Annotated in this window: 15 protein-coding genes and 1 tRNA gene; 7 read left to right on the top strand and 9 right to left on the bottom strand. The window is 32.5% G+C overall.

Going from position 1 to position 16923, the window contains the following annotated elements; all coding sequences use genetic code 11:
- Nucleotides 1-7: 7 nt before the first annotated feature.
- The 3 genes from BOW57_RS15660 (at nucleotide 8) to BOW57_RS15670 (ending at nucleotide 4720) form a co-directional block, all read left to right on the top strand.
- On the top strand, nucleotides 8-931 hold the full coding sequence (locus BOW57_RS15660) for a S9 family peptidase (protein ID WP_129055586.1): 924 nt from the start codon (nucleotides 8-10) through the stop codon (nucleotides 929-931).
- An 886-nt stretch (nucleotides 932-1817) separates the two neighbouring features.
- Nucleotides 1818-2741, top strand: coding sequence for a PfkB family carbohydrate kinase (locus tag BOW57_RS15665; protein ID WP_089053615.1), 924 nt, complete (start codon nucleotides 1818-1820; stop codon nucleotides 2739-2741).
- Between the two features lie 80 nt (nucleotides 2742-2821).
- Entirely contained in the window at nucleotides 2822-4720 is a 1899-nt protein-coding gene (locus BOW57_RS15670) for an amidophosphoribosyltransferase (RefSeq protein ID WP_129055588.1), read from the top strand.
- 653 nt (nucleotides 4721-5373) lie between these two features.
- Here BOW57_RS15670 and BOW57_RS15675 read toward each other — a convergent pair.
- From BOW57_RS15675 to BOW57_RS15690, 4 genes are all read right to left on the bottom strand, one after another.
- Nucleotides 5374-5982 carry a superoxide dismutase gene (locus BOW57_RS15675; protein WP_089053613.1) on the bottom strand — a complete coding sequence of 203 codons (609 nt, stop codon included), beginning with the start codon at nucleotides 5980-5982 and terminating at the stop codon, nucleotides 5374-5376.
- 141 nt (nucleotides 5983-6123) lie between these two features.
- Complete coding sequence (gene pth / locus BOW57_RS15680) at nucleotides 6124-6801, bottom strand: aminoacyl-tRNA hydrolase (RefSeq protein WP_129055590.1); 678 nt, start codon at nucleotides 6799-6801, stop codon at nucleotides 6124-6126.
- Nucleotides 6802-7106: 305 nt separating this feature from the next.
- The gene (locus BOW57_RS15685) at nucleotides 7107-7718 is read right to left on the bottom strand and encodes a 50S ribosomal protein L25/general stress protein Ctc (protein ID WP_089053611.1); all 612 of its coding nucleotides are present in this window, start codon (nucleotides 7716-7718) and stop codon (nucleotides 7107-7109) included.
- A 120-nt stretch (nucleotides 7719-7838) separates the two neighbouring features.
- Nucleotides 7839-8780, bottom strand: coding sequence for a ribose-phosphate pyrophosphokinase (locus tag BOW57_RS15690; RefSeq protein WP_089053799.1), 942 nt, complete (start codon nucleotides 8778-8780; stop codon nucleotides 7839-7841).
- Nucleotides 8781-9071: 291 nt separating this feature from the next.
- On the opposite strand from BOW57_RS15690, the gene BOW57_RS15695 reads away from it, so the two are divergent.
- Nucleotides 9072-9151: transfer RNA gene (locus BOW57_RS15695), tRNA-Leu, on the top strand.
- Here BOW57_RS15695 and BOW57_RS21060 read toward each other — a convergent pair.
- The 3 genes from BOW57_RS21060 to BOW57_RS15710 all read right to left on the bottom strand — a co-directional run bounded on the left by BOW57_RS21060 (nucleotide 9105) and on the right by BOW57_RS15710 (nucleotide 13019).
- On the bottom strand, nucleotides 9105-10721 hold the full coding sequence (locus BOW57_RS21060; RefSeq protein ID WP_371413530.1) for a recombinase family protein: 1617 nt from the start codon (nucleotides 10719-10721) through the stop codon (nucleotides 9105-9107). The two genes, BOW57_RS15695 and BOW57_RS21060, sit on opposite strands and share 47 nt — an antisense overlap.
- 195 nt (nucleotides 10722-10916) lie before the next feature.
- On the bottom strand, nucleotides 10917-11549 hold the full coding sequence (locus BOW57_RS15705; RefSeq protein WP_129055592.1) for a hypothetical protein: 633 nt from the start codon (nucleotides 11547-11549) through the stop codon (nucleotides 10917-10919).
- Between the two features lie 1179 nt (nucleotides 11550-12728).
- On the bottom strand, nucleotides 12729-13019 hold the full coding sequence (locus BOW57_RS15710) for a helix-turn-helix transcriptional regulator (protein WP_129055594.1): 291 nt from the start codon (nucleotides 13017-13019) through the stop codon (nucleotides 12729-12731).
- A 138-nt stretch (nucleotides 13020-13157) separates the two neighbouring features.
- Between BOW57_RS15710 and BOW57_RS15715 the strand changes: the two genes are divergently transcribed.
- From BOW57_RS15715 to BOW57_RS15725, 3 genes are all read left to right on the top strand, one after another.
- Nucleotides 13158-13481 carry a hypothetical protein gene (locus BOW57_RS15715; RefSeq protein ID WP_129055596.1) on the top strand — a complete coding sequence of 108 codons (324 nt, stop codon included), beginning with the start codon at nucleotides 13158-13160 and terminating at the stop codon, nucleotides 13479-13481.
- A 15-nt stretch (nucleotides 13482-13496) separates the two neighbouring features.
- Complete coding sequence (locus tag BOW57_RS15720; protein WP_129055598.1) at nucleotides 13497-13808, top strand: hypothetical protein; 312 nt, start codon at nucleotides 13497-13499, stop codon at nucleotides 13806-13808.
- A 138-nt stretch (nucleotides 13809-13946) separates the two neighbouring features.
- On the top strand, nucleotides 13947-14573 hold the full coding sequence (locus BOW57_RS15725; RefSeq protein ID WP_129055600.1) for a recombinase family protein: 627 nt from the start codon (nucleotides 13947-13949) through the stop codon (nucleotides 14571-14573).
- 62 nt (nucleotides 14574-14635) lie between these two features.
- On the opposite strand, the gene BOW57_RS15730 is transcribed toward BOW57_RS15725, so the two are convergent.
- Nucleotides 14636-15793: an IS3 family transposase gene (locus tag BOW57_RS15730; RefSeq protein ID WP_129055602.1), complete on the bottom strand. Its 1158-nt coding sequence runs from the start codon at nucleotides 15791-15793 to the stop codon at nucleotides 14636-14638.
- Between the two features lie 16 nt (nucleotides 15794-15809).
- The gene (locus BOW57_RS15735) at nucleotides 15810-16910 is read right to left on the bottom strand and encodes an IS3 family transposase (RefSeq protein ID WP_129055604.1); all 1101 of its coding nucleotides are present in this window, start codon (nucleotides 16908-16910) and stop codon (nucleotides 15810-15812) included.
- Nucleotides 16911-16923 lie beyond the last annotated feature (13 nt).

The raw sequence follows: 16923 nt of genomic DNA on the forward strand, positions 1-16923 counted from the left end.
TTTAAAGATGAAAAATAAAACGTCAATTTTCAAATCCGTTCTAAGAGCAAAAAAAACACACACCCATTCTATCTTACTATTGTTGTTATTATTTATTACTAATTATACATCAGCAGTTCCGCCAAAATTTACTACTAAGGAAATAAAATTTGTTAGCGAAGGAATCTCACTCGCGGGAACTTTTTTTACACCAAACAATATACAAGCAGCCGTTGTGATTGTTCACGGATCAGGGCAAGAAAAAAGAATGATAGACTTTGCTGCACATCTAGCCAACAATGGAATTGCAGTTCTAACGTATGATAAACGCGGCGTCGGAGAATCAGCTGGTGTATATGCCGGACCTGAAGTAGGGACTAACAATGTTGATTTCTTCAATCTAAATCTTTTGTCTTTAGATGCAAGTGCTGCTGTAAATACTTTGTCCAAGCATTTACAAAATGATCAAATAGCAATAGGTTTAATAGGAGGCAGTCAAGCTGGATGGATAATTCCATTGGCTGCGGAGAAAAATAGGAAAGTCAAATTTATGACCATATTTAGCGGAGCGCTTATAACCGTTAAAGAGCAATTGAGATTCCAATTTTATACCAATGGTGATAAAAATTTTTGGGATACACATTCCGAAGAAGAGGCAAGAAAACATGTATTCAATGACCCTGACAAATATGAGTTTATTGACACAAATCCTAATGATGTTCTTTCTAAACTATCAATTCCAGGAATCTGGATTTTTGGAAGCAAAGATATTCAGGTTCCAGTGAAACTATCCATCGAATATCTTGATAAATTAAAATCCACGGGAAAACCTTATGAATATAAATTGTTTGCAAACTTAGGCCACAACACAGCATTTTCAGACAATCAAGAGCCTATGAAAGATGCCATCAATTGGATTAAAAATGTAGACAAATTAAAGAATCACAACTAAAATCACTATCGCTGACAGTTACTAGAATATATTTTACGCTTTCTAAAAAATTATTTCGAGAAGAAGCATCAGTTGTAGTTTTATTTAAAAGAATCTTCTCTTTTTCGAATATAATCAATTCCTAGATAACAGTCAGAACTTATATCGTATTTGTTTATATATAAAAGATATTTTACTGTTGAATATTCAATAGAAGTTAAATTTGATTTTTTTAATTCAAGCCTATCTTTTCTATGTGATGATTTTGAATATTTTTTCAAAAAATCATGAAATTCTAAACTATTGTATTCATTTTTGATTTTTGAATTTAATTTGAAGCTTTCTAAATAATAACTCTTGTTTTTAAATAGCTTTTTATCAAAAACAAAATTGGTATTAAGACTCGAATCTAGAAATTGATTAAAAGACTTGAAATCCTTAGAATAGTATTTTTTTATAAAAAAACATCAATTCATTATTATTTGTCTGATGGATTTCGTTATTGTTTGTTAAAATATATAAATCTAATCTCAGATAATACGGAGGCAAACCATCATCCTTAAAAACTAACTTTTGAATCATTTCTTTCGAAAAATTAGGTTCTTTTCGTTCGCAAGAAATCAAAAAACAGATCAACATTAATAAGCTTATAATTTTCTTCATAAATGAGATTTGAGGTTGAAACAAATCTAACAAAAATATCCAGCATTTTTTCCAAAATAAATATTGCAATTTAATTCTGAAAATGATATTTTGAGCACTCAAAAGAACCTTCGATAATTTACTCATTCCCAATAGTTTTAAGCTCGAAATCGTTCTCAATTTTTTATGAAAATTTTGAGAACTTAAACCATTGCAATATTGCAACTTATGAAGTATCTTTGCACCCTAATTCGAAATTCATAAAATGAATAAATTATTGATTGTTGGAACAGTTGCTTTCGACGCGATTGAAACTCCTTTCGGAAAAACAGATAAAATATTAGGTGGTGCTGCAACGTACATTGGTTTATCAGCATCCTTTTTTAACTTGCAATCAGCCATAGTTTCTGTAGTTGGCGACGATTTTCCTCAAGAACATTTAGATCTTTTAACTTCAAAAAATATTGATATCTCTGGTATCGAAATTGTAAAAGGCGGAAAAACCTTTTTCTGGAGTGGTTTGTATCACAACGATTTAAATTCTAGAGACACTCTTGTAACTGAGTTGAACGTTTTAGCTGATTTTCAGCCAAAAGTTCCTCAAAACTATAAAGATGCTGATGTTGTGATGTTAGGAAACTTACATCCGTTAGTACAAAGCAGTGTTTTAGACCAAATGGAGAAAAAACCAAAATTAGTTGTTTTAGATACTATGAACTTTTGGATGGACTGCGCTCTTCCGGAACTTTTAGACGTTATTAAACGTGTAGACGTTATTACAATCAATGACGAAGAAGCAAGACAACTTTCTGGTGAATATTCATTAGTAAAAGCAGCGGCTAAAATCCAAGATATGGGACCAAAATATGTGGTGATCAAAAAAGGAGAACATGGCGCACTTTTATTCCATAACAGAGAAGTATTCTTTGCACCAGCTTTACCATTAGAAGATGTTTTTGACCCAACTGGAGCAGGAGACACTTTTGCAGGTGGATTTTCAGGATTCATTGCACAAAGTGAAAACATTTCGTTTAACAACTTGAAAAATGCAATTATTTACGGTTCGAATTTAGCTTCATTCTGTGTAGAGAAATTTGGAACTGAAAGGATGGAAACATTAAGCAAAGCCGAAGTAGCGATTCGATTACAACAATTTAAGTCGTTAACTCAGTTTGACATAGAAATATAATGCCTAAGAGCCTCGATAAAACGGGGCTTTTTTTATTACGTTAATACACACAACTTACAACAACACAAAATACAAAAACAATGAGCGACGCTTTAAAACACGAATGTGGTATAGCCTTAGTTAGACTTCTTAAACCGCTTGAATATTATAAAGAAAAATACGGAACTGCATTTTACGGAATTCAGAAAATGTATTTAATGATGGAAAAACAGCACAACCGTGGTCAAGACGGAGCTGGATTTGCAAGCATTAAACTTGATGTTGAGCCAGGACAACGCTACATAAGCAGAGTTCGTTCAAATCATTCACAACCAATACAAGATGTTTTTAAACAAATCAATGAGAGAATCAGCGAAGAATTAAAAGCGAATCCTGAAATTGGTGACGATGTTGATAAAATAAAATCACAAATTCCATATGTTGGCGAATTGTTTTTAGGACACGTTCGTTACGGAACTTTTGGAAAAAACAGCATCGAAAGTGTTCATCCATTTTTACGTCAAAGTAACTGGATGCACCGTAATTTGATTTTAGCTGGAAACTTTAACATGACTAATGTTAAAGAACTTTTCGAAAACTTAGTTGAGCTTGGACAACATCCAAAAGAAATGGCGGATACCGTTACGGTAATGGAAAAAATTGGTCACTTTTTAGATAAAGAAGTAATGCAATTATACCAAGACTGCAAAGCCGAAGGTTATTCAAAAAGAGAAGCTTCACCGGTAATTGCTGAGAGATTAGATATTGCAAAAATTTTAACTCGTTCAGCTAAGAACTTAGATGGCGGTTATGCAATGGCAGGTTTGTTAGGACATGGTGACGCATTTGTTTTTAGAGATCCAGCTGGAATTCGTCCAGCATACTTCTATCAAGATGATGAAGTTGTTGTTGTAGCTTCTGAGCGACCAGTTATTCAAACTGTGTTTAATGTTCCTTTTGAAAGTGTACAAGAAATCGATCCAGGAAATGCTTTGATTATCAAGAAAAACGGAACAGTTTCTATGAACCAAATCTTGGAACCAACCGTTAAAAAAGCGTGTTCATTTGAAAGAATCTATTTCTCAAGAGGAAGTGATGCTGAAATTTACCAAGAACGTAAAAATTTAGGAAAACTAATTTTACCAGCCGTTCTTAAAGCTATTGACAGCGATACAGATAATACTGTTTTCTCGTATATTCCAAATACAGCCGAAACATCATTTTATGGTTTAGTCGAAGCTGCTCAGGATTTCTTAAATCAGAGAAAAAACAATTATATTTTAGCAAACAGAAATACACTTACTGCTGAAACATTGCAAGAACTATTAGCAGTAAAAATCCGTACAGAAAAAGTTGCTATTAAAGATGCTAAACTTAGAACCTTTATTACTGAAGACAGCAGCCGTGACGATTTAGTTGCTCACGTTTATGATGTTACTTACGGCGTAATTAAACCAGAAGACAATTTAGTTATTATTGATGACAGTATTGTTCGTGGTACAACTTTAAAAATGAGCATCATAAAAATGATGGATCGTTTAAATCCAAAACGAATAGTTATCGTTTCATCGGCACCACAAATTCGTTATCCTGATTGTTACGGAATTGATATGGCGAAACTAGAAGGTCTTGTTGCATTTAGAGCAGCATTAACTTTACTAAAAGAAAGAAACTTATACCATATCGTTGACGAAGTTTATGCTAAATGTAAAGCACAGGAGAACTTTGAAGACAAAGATGTTGTTAATTATGTAACTGCAATTTACGATCAATTTACTCCTGAAGAAGTTTCAGATAAAATTGCCGAAATGTTAAGCTCACCTGAGATTAATGCCGAAGTTAAAATTATTTTCCAAAAAGTAGAAGATTTACATATTGCATGTCCTAAAAACCTGGGCGATTGGTACTTTACAGGAGATTATCCAACTCCTGGAGGAAATCGAGTTGTAAACAGAGCTTTCATGAATTTCTATGAAGGAAAAGATGCAAGAGCTTATTAATAAAATACTAACAAAAGGTTAATTAGTGCATTTCATCGGTTTTTTTTGCCGTTTATCCTGTTTGTTTGGTAAAAATGAAAAGCTATAATACTTTTGAACTACCATAACATTAGTAGGTTAAGTTTATGGTAGATTTGGGGCAAAAAGGGTGGAAGCAATTCCACCTTTTTTATTGGAGTAAACTTAAATATCTCGCCTTGCACCTTTTATTCCATTTTGTCGAATATATTTGCCATTCAACTAAAAAGTTTTTTTCACAATAATAACTGCCATACATTTACTGAACCATAACATTAGTAGGTTAAGTTTATGGTAGATTTGGGGCAAAAAAGGCGGAAGAGATTCCGCCTTTTTTATTTAAATAATATTAAATAGCTAAAAAACAGATAATTACATCTTTTTATCGGATATATTTACCATTCAACTAGAAAGTTTTTTTCACAAGAATAACTGCCATACATTTACTAAACCATAACATTAGTAGGTTAAGTTTATGGTAGATTTGGGGCAAAAAAGGTGGAAGAGATTCCGCCTTTTTTATTTTACTTTTTTTAGAAGAAAGAATATAGAACAAAGAGAATAGATGATACTAAATAAAAAAAAGACGGATACTTGCGCATCCGTCTTCTTTCTATATTCTTTACTCTAACCTCTTATTTGTCTAAAGCAAATCTTCTAGCAACTTCTGTCCAGTTAATTACGTTGAAGAAAGCCTCGATATAATCTGGTCTTCTGTTTTGGTAGTTTAAGTAGTAAGCATGCTCCCAAACGTCCATTCCTAAAATTGGAGTTCCACCGCAGCCAACTTCTGGCATTAATGGATTGTCTTGGTTTGGAGTTCCGCAAACGTCTAATTTACCTCCTTTGTGTACACATAACCAAGCCCATCCTGAACCAAATTGTGTTGCACCAGCTTTAGCAAACTTTGCTTTAAACTCTTCAAAAGTTCCAAAAGAAGCTTCGATAGCAGCTAATAAATCACCAGTTGGCAATCCGCCTCCATTTGGAGCCATTACTGTCCAAAATAAATTGTGGTTGTAAAAACCTCCACCATTGTTACGAACAGCTGCATTAGTTTTATCTAGATTAATTAAGATATTTTCGATTGTTTTTCCTTCTAAATCTGTACCTGCAATAGCAGCATTAAGATTTGTAGTGTATGCATTATGATGTTTTGAATGGTGAATTTCCATTGTACGTGCATCAATATGTGGTTCTAATGCATCATATGCATAAGGTAATTGTGGTAATTCAAAAGCCATGGTATTATGATTTTTATGGTTTATAAATAATTTATTCCAAATTTAGACATTTAACTTTGGAATTGAAAATAGTATTTCGTTATAATTCAATTTAATTAATTGATAAATTGAATTTTATCCAAGCCAAACATCTGATAATCTTTATTTTCCGTTAAAGGTTGTCATCGTGTTTTCAAGACCGGCTGTACCAAAAGATTTTATAATTTCTGACGCAACCTCTAAACGTTCTGTCAATTTTGCTTTTTCGTCTTCATCCCATTCTCCCAAAACATAATCAACCTGCTGTCCTTTTTTAAACTGATCACTGATTCCAAATCTAAAGCGGGTATATTGCTGCGTATTCAAAACAAGATTGATATTTTTTAGTCCGTTATGACCTCCATCACTTCCTTTTGGCTTAATTCGGATCGTCCCAAACGACAGGTTTAAGTCATCAGTAATTACCAAAATATTTTCTAACGGAATATTTTCTTTATCCATCCAAAATTTTACTGCTTTTCCGCTCAAATTCATGTACGTATTTGGCTTAAGAAGCAAAAATGATCTTCCTTTAAATTTATATTCTGCTAACGCTCCTAATTTTACAGTTTCAAATGAAAGACCTTCTTTTTTAGCTAAAAAGTCTAATACTTTAAATCCGATATTATGCCTTGTGTTTACGTATTCGGCTCCGATATTTCCTAAACCTACGATTAAATATTTTTTACTCACGCTTTTTATATTATTTTTTTGGTGTTCGTGAACCTCCAGTTTCACATTGCCTTCTGTCTTCTCTTCTTTTTGTGTTAATGAAAACAGTTTTGCTATCCATTTTATCATGTTCACAAAAGTAAGATTAATTAGAGAATGTGGCAATCGGTTAATTAGATAATTTGTGAATGTGACAATTAGATAATTGCCTGTTGGTGGTTATTTAACCGTAAAGGTCACTAAGAATGGTACGCGGATGAAACAGGCTTACACTGATTTTATTTTGTGCTACTCTTATGTCATCCTGAGCGAAGTCGAAGCTCTCTCATATTAAAAAACTTAGAACCTTAGTACCTCAGCATCTTAGAAACTTAGAAGCTAAAAAAAAAGCCCCAATCGTAAGATTGAGGCTTTTTGTATTGATTTGAAAAAAATTATTTTTTCTTTCCTTTTGCAGGAGCTTTTGCAGCTTTTGCAGCTTCTTGAGCAGCTTTCATAGCAGCACGAGAAATTCTTACTTGAGCAACAACTGTGTTGTCTGGGTGCATAATTTTGTATTCTGGAGCACCAACTTTAGTAACATATAATTTGTTACCCATTTCAAGTGGAGTGATGTCAGCTTCAACAAAATCAGGAAGATTTGCTGGTAAAGCTTTAACTTTTAATTTACGTTGGTTTAAACGTAAAACACCACCTGCAAGAACACCTTTAGATGTACCAACGATTTTTACTGGAACTTCCATAGTGATTTCTTTCTCATCAAATAATTGAAAGAAGTCAATGTGTAAAATTTTGTCAGATACAGGGTGAACCTGAATGTCTTGTAAAATTGCATTGAATGATTTTCCTTTTCCAAGTTCGATCACAACTGTGTGAGCGTTTGGAGTGTAAACCAAGTTTTTGAATGCTGTAACGTCTGCTGAGAAGTGTACTGCCTGATTTCCTCCGTATAAAACGCAAGGAACCTGTCCAGCATTACGTAAGGCTTTAGTTGACACTTTGCCCACGCTTTCTCTTTCTGATCCTTTAATTGTAATCGATTTCATTGTAAAAAAATATAGTTATTAAATAAATATTCTTATTTGCTTTAAGCTTTAGGCACTAGACTTTAAACTTTTTTAAATGAGTAACATTGCTTACGACTTATAGCCTAAAGCCCACTGCTTCTACATTATAAATTTTCCACTAATGGAATTGTTGTGGTGCACCATGTGCATAACCTCTGCAAAAAGCGGTGCACAACTCACTACTTTTATTTTCTTTGATTCTTTCTTTAACGGAATTGAATCTGTAACGATTAATTCTGTCAATTTTGAATTTTCGATTTTCTCATACGCACTGCCAGATAATATAGCGTGTGTACAAATTGCTCTAACACTTAGCGCTCCTTTTTCGATCATTAGGTCTGCAGCTTTTGCTAAAGTTCCTCCTGTATCGATCATGTCGTCTACTAATATTACGTTACGACCTTTTACCTCACCAATCAATTCCATAGTGTCGATAACGTTGGCTGCTTTTCTTTGTTTATAACAGATTACTACATCTGATTCTAAAAACTTAGAGTAAGCATATGCTCTTTTTGAACCTCCCATATCTGGAGATGCAATTGTCAGGTTTTCTAATTTTAAACTTTCTACGTATGGTAAAAAGATAGTAGATGCGAATAAATGATCTACTGGTTTTTCAAAAAATCCTTGGATCTGATCTGCATGCAAATCCATTGTCATTACTCTTGTCGCTCCTGCAGCATCTAATAAATTAGCTACTAACTTAGCTCCAATCGGAACTCTTGGTTTATCTTTTCTATCCTGTCTTGCCCAACCAAAATAAGGCATAACAGCTGTAATGTGTCTTGCTGATGCGCGTTTTGCCGCATCAATCATTAATAACAATTCCATCAAATTATCAGCAGTTGGAAAAGTCGAGCATACGATAAAAACACGTAATCCTCTAATTGACTCTTCGTAAGACGGCTGAAATTCTCCGTCACTATACGTTGACATTGTTACTTTTCCTAACGGTATCCCGTATTGTTCTGCAATTTTTTCTGCAAGATAAACACTTTGTGAACAAGCAAAAATTTTAGCTTCTGGTTCTAGGTGCGACATTATAATTTGTTGTTTTTGCTCCGCTGCACTCTGCACAATTCGGCTTTATCATTTTAGACAAAGCAAAACCTGCATAAATGCCTCGGGTGTAGTTAGTTGTGTGTGCGTCGTTTTAACGAGGTGCAAATTTATAAAATTTATTGGACACTGAAAGGAAAAATTTAAGTATTTTTAGTAGTTGGTTTAAATTTATTTTTTACATTTGCACCGTGTTAAAGGAATGGCGCCATTTATGACTTCATTCTATTGCGTTAAAACAATTGATTTATTAGTTATTTTTTCGTCTGCTAAGCCCGGATGGCGGAATTGGTAGACGCGCTGGTCTCAAACACCTGTGGGAAACCGTGCCGGTTCGACTCCGGCTCCGGGTACATTAACGGAAAAGCTGTCATTTTTGACGGCTTTTCGTTTTTTAATACCTTCCGAAACCTTGATATTCCTAGTGAGAACCTCAATTACCTCATTCACTTTAGTGGTTCGACAATTTTCATTTCCAAAAATCAGTTTTTCAGAAAATATAGCTCCTGCCAGTATCCTTTTCCCTTCGTAATCACTAGTAGCAAAGAATTTTTGCAAATTCATAAGCAACTCAAGTCCTGATTCAATATCCGACTTTATCGAATCCGTTTTTAATCCCAGAATTTCAATTTCATTATTGACAGCGTTTAATTCTTTATTAATTCGAGAGACTATATTATTAAATCTATCTTTATCAATATCTTTTGCCAACAACATATCTTCTGCATCTTCTATTTTAGCTTTTAAAGTCCTTTGAAGCTCTTTTTTTAACTTCAACTTACTTTCTCTATCTCCGTTAATTTGAGACTCAGAATCTTTTAAAATATCGACATACAGCCCCTTTGAGCTTTCATTAATTCCTAATTCAGCCAGTATGTTCTCAATTTTAGAATGTGCGTGCTCAGCACGAACTCTAGTTTCACATTTATTTCTACAATGATAATAAGCGTATTTTTTAGTTCTACCTGTAGATAAACTACCTGTAATTTGGCCTCCACAAACTTCACAAATTAGAAAATCGCGCATTGGAAATTCTAAATTTTTATGAGAAGGCTTTATTCCATACCATCTTTTTCTTTTAAAAACGTCCTGTACTTTATTAAATGTCTCAATGTCAATTAAAGCTTCATGCTTCCCATCAACCACCATAGCAGACTCTTTTTTATATTCGGGAACTGCTATTTTACCAATGTAAATGATGTTTTTCAACATTTCACTAAAAGCACTTTTCTCCAACTTCATTCCATCTGCTCTCAATCTCTTGCGAATAACTTCTACTGGCTCAATATTTATTGCTACCTCATGAAATGCTCTTTTAACAAAAACCGCATAATCATTAGGTTTTAATGTAGATTTTTTGAGCTCATTGCGGAAATTATTATAACCATATGGAGCTTTTCCTGTAAAATACCCATCTTTTTTACATTGATAAGTTCCTGCTATGGTTCGACTTGATATCTTGTCTCGTTCAACTTCTCCTGCTGTCAAATATATTGACAGCACCATCTTATTATCTGAATTACTTGTATCTAAGTATTGTTCAGATGCATTCAATTCAATCCCCATTGAGTCAAACTCCCTTAAAACAGTCAATGCCTGCTCAACGTTGCGAGAAAATCTATCCCACTTGGCAAAAAAGACTTTATGAATCTCTCTTTTATTGGCTTTTGCAAAAGTCTTTAATTTTGACCATTCTGGTCTGTTGAAATTTTTAGCAGAGTGGTCTTCTCTGTATATCTTCACAATATTATAGTTTCTTGCATCACAATACCTTCTTAATGATTCTTCTTGGAAATCAAGACTAAAACCTCTTTGTGCTTGCTCATCCGTACTCACACGGCAATATATTATTACATTTATATTATTATACATTTTTTCTGTTTTTATTCTTAAAATGCACTTCAGCGAATTTATAAAGTACATTTCTAATTAGCTTTACTTCTTCATCAGTGTAACAAACACCATTTCTATTTAATTTTTTTTTACACTCTGTTATACTTAACATTTTATTCTCAGACACCCATCTCAATTGTTATTAGGGAGGAAGATTAATTATTGGGACAAAATCCCAATCAAAATGCTTACAACCAGTAGGCACTTTTTTTTATTTCCATACAATTATTCTGGAAATAATGTCTCATCTATCATCATCAATGCAGATTTCAAATAATACTTTCCTGAATCTGGTACTTTAATCGCTTCATCTTCAAATTTTGTTGTACCATCAACAACTGTAATCATTACGAAAGGAAAATCACCACCGTCTTTAAATTGGTCGATTAACGATTGCCCTATTCCTGTATTACTTTCTAAATCATCCCATTCAACTATAAGATAGTCTTCAACAGCTTCGGAACTTTCTAGAAAATCTTTTCTAATATCCATTGGATTTTCATACCCTTTAACAATTTCAGGATTCACTATTTCGGAAGGAACTAATTTATTTTTCCTTCTCTTTCTGCTCCATGCATAATTGTCATCTTTGACTTTCCTTACCGTAGGCACAATACTAATCTTTGATTTTTCTAGAAAATCATCTGGAAATATCCATTTTTCAATTTGTACAACCTCAGCCTCACGTAAGTCATTGGTATGCTTTCCATCATTATATGGTTGAGTATTCAGATAACCTAAACTCTCTAAATATTGGAAATTCATTTGAATAGTCTTCTTTTTATAAGTTCCCAACTCTTCCGCTAGAACACCACTTGTTTTAAAGTATGATTGTCCCTGAATCTGTCTTGATATCACATCACTTATGATTATTTTTTGAAGAAGAGTTAGTTCTTTATTTCTCATTACTTTGGGAAACAAGCGAAGAAAACTATCTACTCCTTCAGATTCTGTTTTTTTATTTTTAAACATTGAATTATAATATTATTACCCTCAATTCAAATTGAAGATTTATTGGATTAATATTTGCATCAATCAGACCGATTAATGCTGTAAACTAAAATATTATATGATTTTTAAATAAATCCTCACGAAAGGTTGAAGAACCATTTCTAATTGAAGTTTTATTAATTATAGTTTTTTCAAAACCCGAATTTAGTTCACCAGACAGTTATCTTTTTTAGGTGCTAAACTCCTTTAGTTGTCAAACGTTAAATCACTCAAATAACGCATCTTACTGACCTATAACAAATATACTTCGGAATTTACAGGTAGCCAATAAAAATAAATTTTGGTGTTATTTTCTTTTCTCATATATTGCTCCAAAAATTAAAAATAGCATACCTCTACCTTTTATTTAGCATACTACTACTATTTAAATTCCATCGGAATACTACCTAAAAAGGATACAGTCTACCTTCTGAAGAGTAATAAAATAAGAATATAGATAACATTAAAATAAGAAAAAGTATAAGAATAAAATAATGTATATTACATTGAATTAATCTTATTCTCTGCAAAGAAACAACATCAAAAAAAAAAAGATAGCCTACGGCAACAATTGGATATTATATCTTTCAGAACATACCAACAAAAAGATTTATAACTATAATAAGCAAAGTAATTATATCTATAAAAAAACTCACCAATGCTTTTTCTATATCACTACTTTCTTGATAACACCCCCTTCTATATAGTACCCCCTCCCAGAGGGTACCCCCCCCTCCATAGAAATCAAATCACCAAATGCTTTTGTTCGTTACTTCTCTTTTTATATACACAATAGAAAAAATAGCAATTATATACACATCATGCCGAAAAAATATTTTTGGGAATTTTTGACAATTTTCTGTACTTAAACAGTATTTCTTGAGCATTTTTCAGCATTTTATGATACAATTTTGAAATAAAAGAGCACGTATTAAACCACAATTTTAGCGCCAAAACCCCTTTATTTTTATGATATTTAAACGTTTAGTCGAGTTCTCTTTATACCGTAAAGTATTTTTTCTTATTTTTTTTAGCTTAAACAGCTTTTTAGACCTTATCGGTTTTACTTCCTTCTAAAATCATTAAACCTTTTTCAATAAAACTTTTAGCTTCCTCAATCTCACTTTGAGCGATAGACGTTCCTTTAGTAGGAACGAACATCTCCCTTACATCAACATCAAGTGCTTCTGCCAACTGAAGCAACAAATTTATTGTTGGCAAATTTTTCTCTGATGAAATATTGGAGATTGTTGTCATGCTTACACCAACCTTACTCGCAAGCTCATCTCTTGAAATTCCTTTCAAATTCATCAATTGTTTTAGTCGTAGTATTTCCATTTCAGTTTTTTTTCAAATCCAAAGATAATCAAAAAATAAAGCACAGCTTACTTTATTTAAATAAAAATAAAGTAAAATTTGCTTTTAAGTAAAATATTACTTTACTTTGTCATGCAATAATAAAGTAAAACTTGATTTATGACAGCAACAGACTTTAAATTAGAATTAAGAGAAATAAAAGAAAGCTTAAAAGGACTAACTCTTCAATTGGTAACTAAAAATGGCTATAGACCATATTTCAGTCTAAAAGATTTTGGTAATGCAATTTTAAACGAAGAGTCGAAAGGAAATGATTTTAGAATAAATCAAATTTGGACAGATTGTGGAACGCTATCGTTAAAATCAATTAAAAACCTTGGAGAGCTAATTAAAACTAATTCTGTAACTGGAATCCAATTTGAAAGCTTTTGGAATCCTAAAACGGATGAAGAATATATAAAAAGCTTTGGAGCATTAGACTAACGTAATCAAGAAAAAATGGAAACATCATCAAGAACAATGCAAATTGCATATACAATATTAGAACAAATTAATTACTCAGACAGAAGTGCTTTAATGGCATGGGGAGCTAAAAACTTTTCGGCAATCAGCGAGAGCAAAGAATTCGAAGGTGGATTAGCTTTTCGCGTAAATGGATTAAAGCACAAAGGATGGGTAAAAATTTGTCTTCGTTGGGTCGACGATTATACAATAATATTCATCAACAAAAATCGCGAAGTCGTTAAAACCTTTGAAGGAGCATATTGTGATATGTTAGTTCCCGTTATCGATTGGATTGAAGGTAAATAAATTTCAGTTCTGCTTTAGTTTTAGACTATAACCATAAACTAAAGCAGGCAAACTTCTCTAAAGCATTATTAAATGAGTCAAATGATTTAAAATAATTCGGAGTCTAATTTTAAAACAAAAATCAATAAATTTTTAGGTATGTATTACTTTTATTCTCGCATTTCAACTGCTCAACAAAATTCAAGTCGCCAAATTGAAAATTTCAAAAATCACATTGGTTATGATGCAAAATATGTTTTCATTGAAAAAATTCAAGGAAATATTCCATTCATGCAACGCCCAGAGGCAATAAAAATGTTTGATGAAATTACAAGTCAAAATAATTACTGTACTGTAGTAGTGGATTCTGTCGATAGACTTGGGAGAAATTTATTAGATATTCTGAATACTATTGAACTATTTACTCAAAACGGTATTAATCTTAAATCTTTAAAAGAAGGATTCTCAACCCTTCTGGATAATGGTCAGGAAAACCCAATGGCAAAACTTGTGATTTCAGTAATGGGAAGTATTGGAGAAATGGAACGAAACCGCATTAAAACCAGAACTGCCGAAGGTGTCGCAATTGGTAAAGCTTTGGGCAAATTCACTGGTAGAAAATTAGGAAGCATCCAAACTGACGAAAAGCTTTTACTGAGACACCAAACTATTGTCAAAAAACTTCAAAAAGGTCTTACTATCCGCGAAATTTCAGAGATTACAGGAGCATCCTCCGCTACTATTATAAAAGTAAAAAGAGTAATGAAGTTTAGACAAATAAAGTAATCATATAATCAAACAATTATCACATTTAATCTAAGAATTTCAAAGATACTCCCATATATAAATTATCCTAGATAAGCTTTGTCAAATTCTTCAATCGTCTTATAGCCTAAAAATGAGTGCCTTCTTTTTTTATTATACCAATTTTCAATATATTCGTAAACTTCCGCTCTCATCTCTTTCCTCGATAGCAGTTTATTCCCAACAAGCATTTCGGCTTTGAAAAAAGTGAAAAAACTTTCGCATACAGCATTGTCAGTATGGTTTTCTCTACGGCTCATACTCCGTCTAACAAATTTACTTGAATCTAATATATCAGTAAAAAGTTTGTTAGCATATTGAACTCCTCTATCAGAATGAAAAATTAATTCTTTGGTAATTTTTCTATTTTTAATAGCCATTTCCCAAGCAGGCAAAGTTGTTAATTTAGTACTCATGTTTGAACTTAAATTCCATCCTATGACTTTCCTATCAAATAAATCCATTACAATAGTAAGATACAAAAAGCCTTTCGCCGTTTGTATGTAGGTTATATCTGAAACCCAAGCTTCAGCAGGCTCACTTACCGTAAATTGTCTATTTAAAACATTTGGAACTACGTAGTTATTATGGAATGAATCAGTCGTGACCTTAAACTTTCTTTTAATTTTTCGACGTAGCCCTAACATTCTCATGTACTTCTTTACTGAGGAGTTTTTTATTTTAAATCCTCTATTTTGAAGTTCTCTTGTAATTTTAAAGCATCCATATCTTCGTTTAAATTCATAGTAAATGGACGTAATTTCTTGTTTTAATAAAATTATTCGAGATTCTGTATCTGTTAGCTCTTGTTTTTTTGTTCTATAATATGTGGTTTCTGATACTTCTAATACAGTTAACATTTTTGCAATTGAAAATTCAAATTTATTGTCTTCAATGAAATTTTTAGTCGGTATTTTTCCTTGTGAAACGTATTTAGTTCCTCTTTTTAAAATTTGAAGAGAAATTTTCGAATCTTTAATTTTTCTTTCAAGGACTGTAATTACAGCTTGTTCCGCAGTTAAATTTGGGTGACCAGGACCTGGAAAACTTCTTGTTCCAAATTTTTCAAAGTCTTTTCGCCATTTGTACAAATTATCTGGAGATATTCCCAACTCTCTTGCAAGACATGCAAGTTGTCCCTTACCTCGCTCATAACTTACTTTAACTGCATTCACTTTGAAAGTACGTTCGTATGTTTTCATAGGCTGAAGTTTATGGTCAAAGATTTTCAAAATATTCGGATATTTTTTCTTGCATTTGTTTTCTGGTAAGAAGCATGCTTGAATTAACCAGTTTGGATTTAAAAGATTTGAAAAAACTTTCTGACACAACATTGTCCGAATGATTTCCTATTCGACTCATACTTCTTCTAATAAACTTATAGGAGTCTAATTTATGGCTGAAGATTTTGTTTGCATATTGAATGCCTCTATCGGAATGAAATATTAATCCTTTCTCTGGTTTTCTTTTTTTGACAGCCATTTCCCATGCTGGCATTGTTGTTTCATTTATAGTTAATCCATTACTAAGGTTCCATCCAATAATTTTTCTGTCATATAAATCCATAATAATTGTTAAGAATAAAAATCCGTTGGATGTTTGGATTCGGGCTATGTCAGATACCCATGCCTTAGATGGTTCTTCAAATGTAAATTGCTGATTTAAAATATTTGGAAACTTATATGGACTATTAATTGAATTTGTCTTAAGTCGGTAATTTCTTCTAATCTTGCTGACAAGACCTAGTTTTCTCATATGTACACAAACTTGACCTGTTTTAATTTTAATTCCTCTACTCTGCAATTCAGCGGCAATTTTTGCTCCGCCGTATAGCTCTCTATATTCATAAAATATGGAAGTTATCTCTTTTTTCAACAAATTTACTCTATGCTGTCTTGGCGAAATTGCCTGACTTTTCCATTTGTCGAATGTAGTTTTATCCGTACCCAAAACTTTACACATTTTTGTAATTGTGTATTTGTCGGAATGGTTTTTTATAAAGTCGTAGATGGTCAGGTTTGCTTCAGAAGTGTATTTACTTGCATTTTTAAAAATTTCAAGCTTAAGTTCTGATTCTTTAAGCTCATTTTTAAGCTTCCTTTTTAGTTTAGAAAATTCTGTTTGTTCTTTATTCAATCTCCATTTAGTACGTCCACAGAAACTTGTTATTCCAAATTCAAGAAACTCTTGTCTCCATCGTGTCATAAAGGTAGGATTGATGCCGAGCTTTCTTGCGCCTTTTGTAAGACCTATTTCGTATCCTAACTGGACTGCCTTCACTTTAAATTCTCGGTCGTAAATTCTACTACCCTTTTTCATTTCGTAAGCTTCA

Source organism: Flavobacterium sp. YO64, from assembly GCF_004119505.1.
Lineage (GTDB): Bacteria > Bacteroidota > Bacteroidia > Flavobacteriales > Flavobacteriaceae > Flavobacterium > Flavobacterium oncorhynchi.

What these genes read in the sequence shown, in the direction of transcription:
- BOW57_RS15660 (WP_129055586.1), top strand. Translation starts at nt 8, where the DNA reads ATGAAAAATAAAACGTCAATTTTCAAATCCGTTCTAAGAGCAAAAAAA.
- BOW57_RS15735 (WP_129055604.1), bottom strand. Translation starts at nt 16,910, where the DNA reads ATGAAAAAGGGTAGTAGAATTTACGACCGAGAATTTAAAGTGAAGGCA.
- BOW57_RS15730 (WP_129055602.1), bottom strand. Translation starts at nt 15,793, where the DNA reads ATGAAAACATACGAACGTACTTTCAAAGTGAATGCAGTTAAAGTAAGT.
- pth (WP_129055590.1), bottom strand. Translation starts at nt 6,801, where the DNA reads ATGATAAAATGGATAGCAAAACTGTTTTCATTAACACAAAAAGAAGAG.
- BOW57_RS15670 (WP_129055588.1), top strand. Translation starts at nt 2,822, where the DNA reads ATGAGCGACGCTTTAAAACACGAATGTGGTATAGCCTTAGTTAGACTT.
- BOW57_RS15665 (WP_089053615.1), top strand. Translation starts at nt 1,818, where the DNA reads ATGAATAAATTATTGATTGTTGGAACAGTTGCTTTCGACGCGATTGAA.
- BOW57_RS15720 (WP_129055598.1), top strand. Translation starts at nt 13,497, where the DNA reads ATGGAAACATCATCAAGAACAATGCAAATTGCATATACAATATTAGAA.
- BOW57_RS21060 (WP_371413530.1), bottom strand. Translation starts at nt 10,721, where the DNA reads ATGTACTTTATAAATTCGCTGAAGTGCATTTTAAGAATAAAAACAGAA.
- BOW57_RS15675 (WP_089053613.1), bottom strand. Translation starts at nt 5,982, where the DNA reads ATGGCTTTTGAATTACCACAATTACCTTATGCATATGATGCATTAGAA.
- BOW57_RS15715 (WP_129055596.1), top strand. Translation starts at nt 13,158, where the DNA reads ATGACAGCAACAGACTTTAAATTAGAATTAAGAGAAATAAAAGAAAGC.
- BOW57_RS15710 (WP_129055594.1), bottom strand. Translation starts at nt 13,019, where the DNA reads ATGGAAATACTACGACTAAAACAATTGATGAATTTGAAAGGAATTTCA.
- BOW57_RS15685 (WP_089053611.1), bottom strand. Translation starts at nt 7,718, where the DNA reads ATGAAATCGATTACAATTAAAGGATCAGAAAGAGAAAGCGTGGGCAAA.
- BOW57_RS15690 (WP_089053799.1), bottom strand. Translation starts at nt 8,780, where the DNA reads ATGTCGCACCTAGAACCAGAAGCTAAAATTTTTGCTTGTTCACAAAGT.
- BOW57_RS15725 (WP_129055600.1), top strand. Translation starts at nt 13,947, where the DNA reads ATGTATTACTTTTATTCTCGCATTTCAACTGCTCAACAAAATTCAAGT.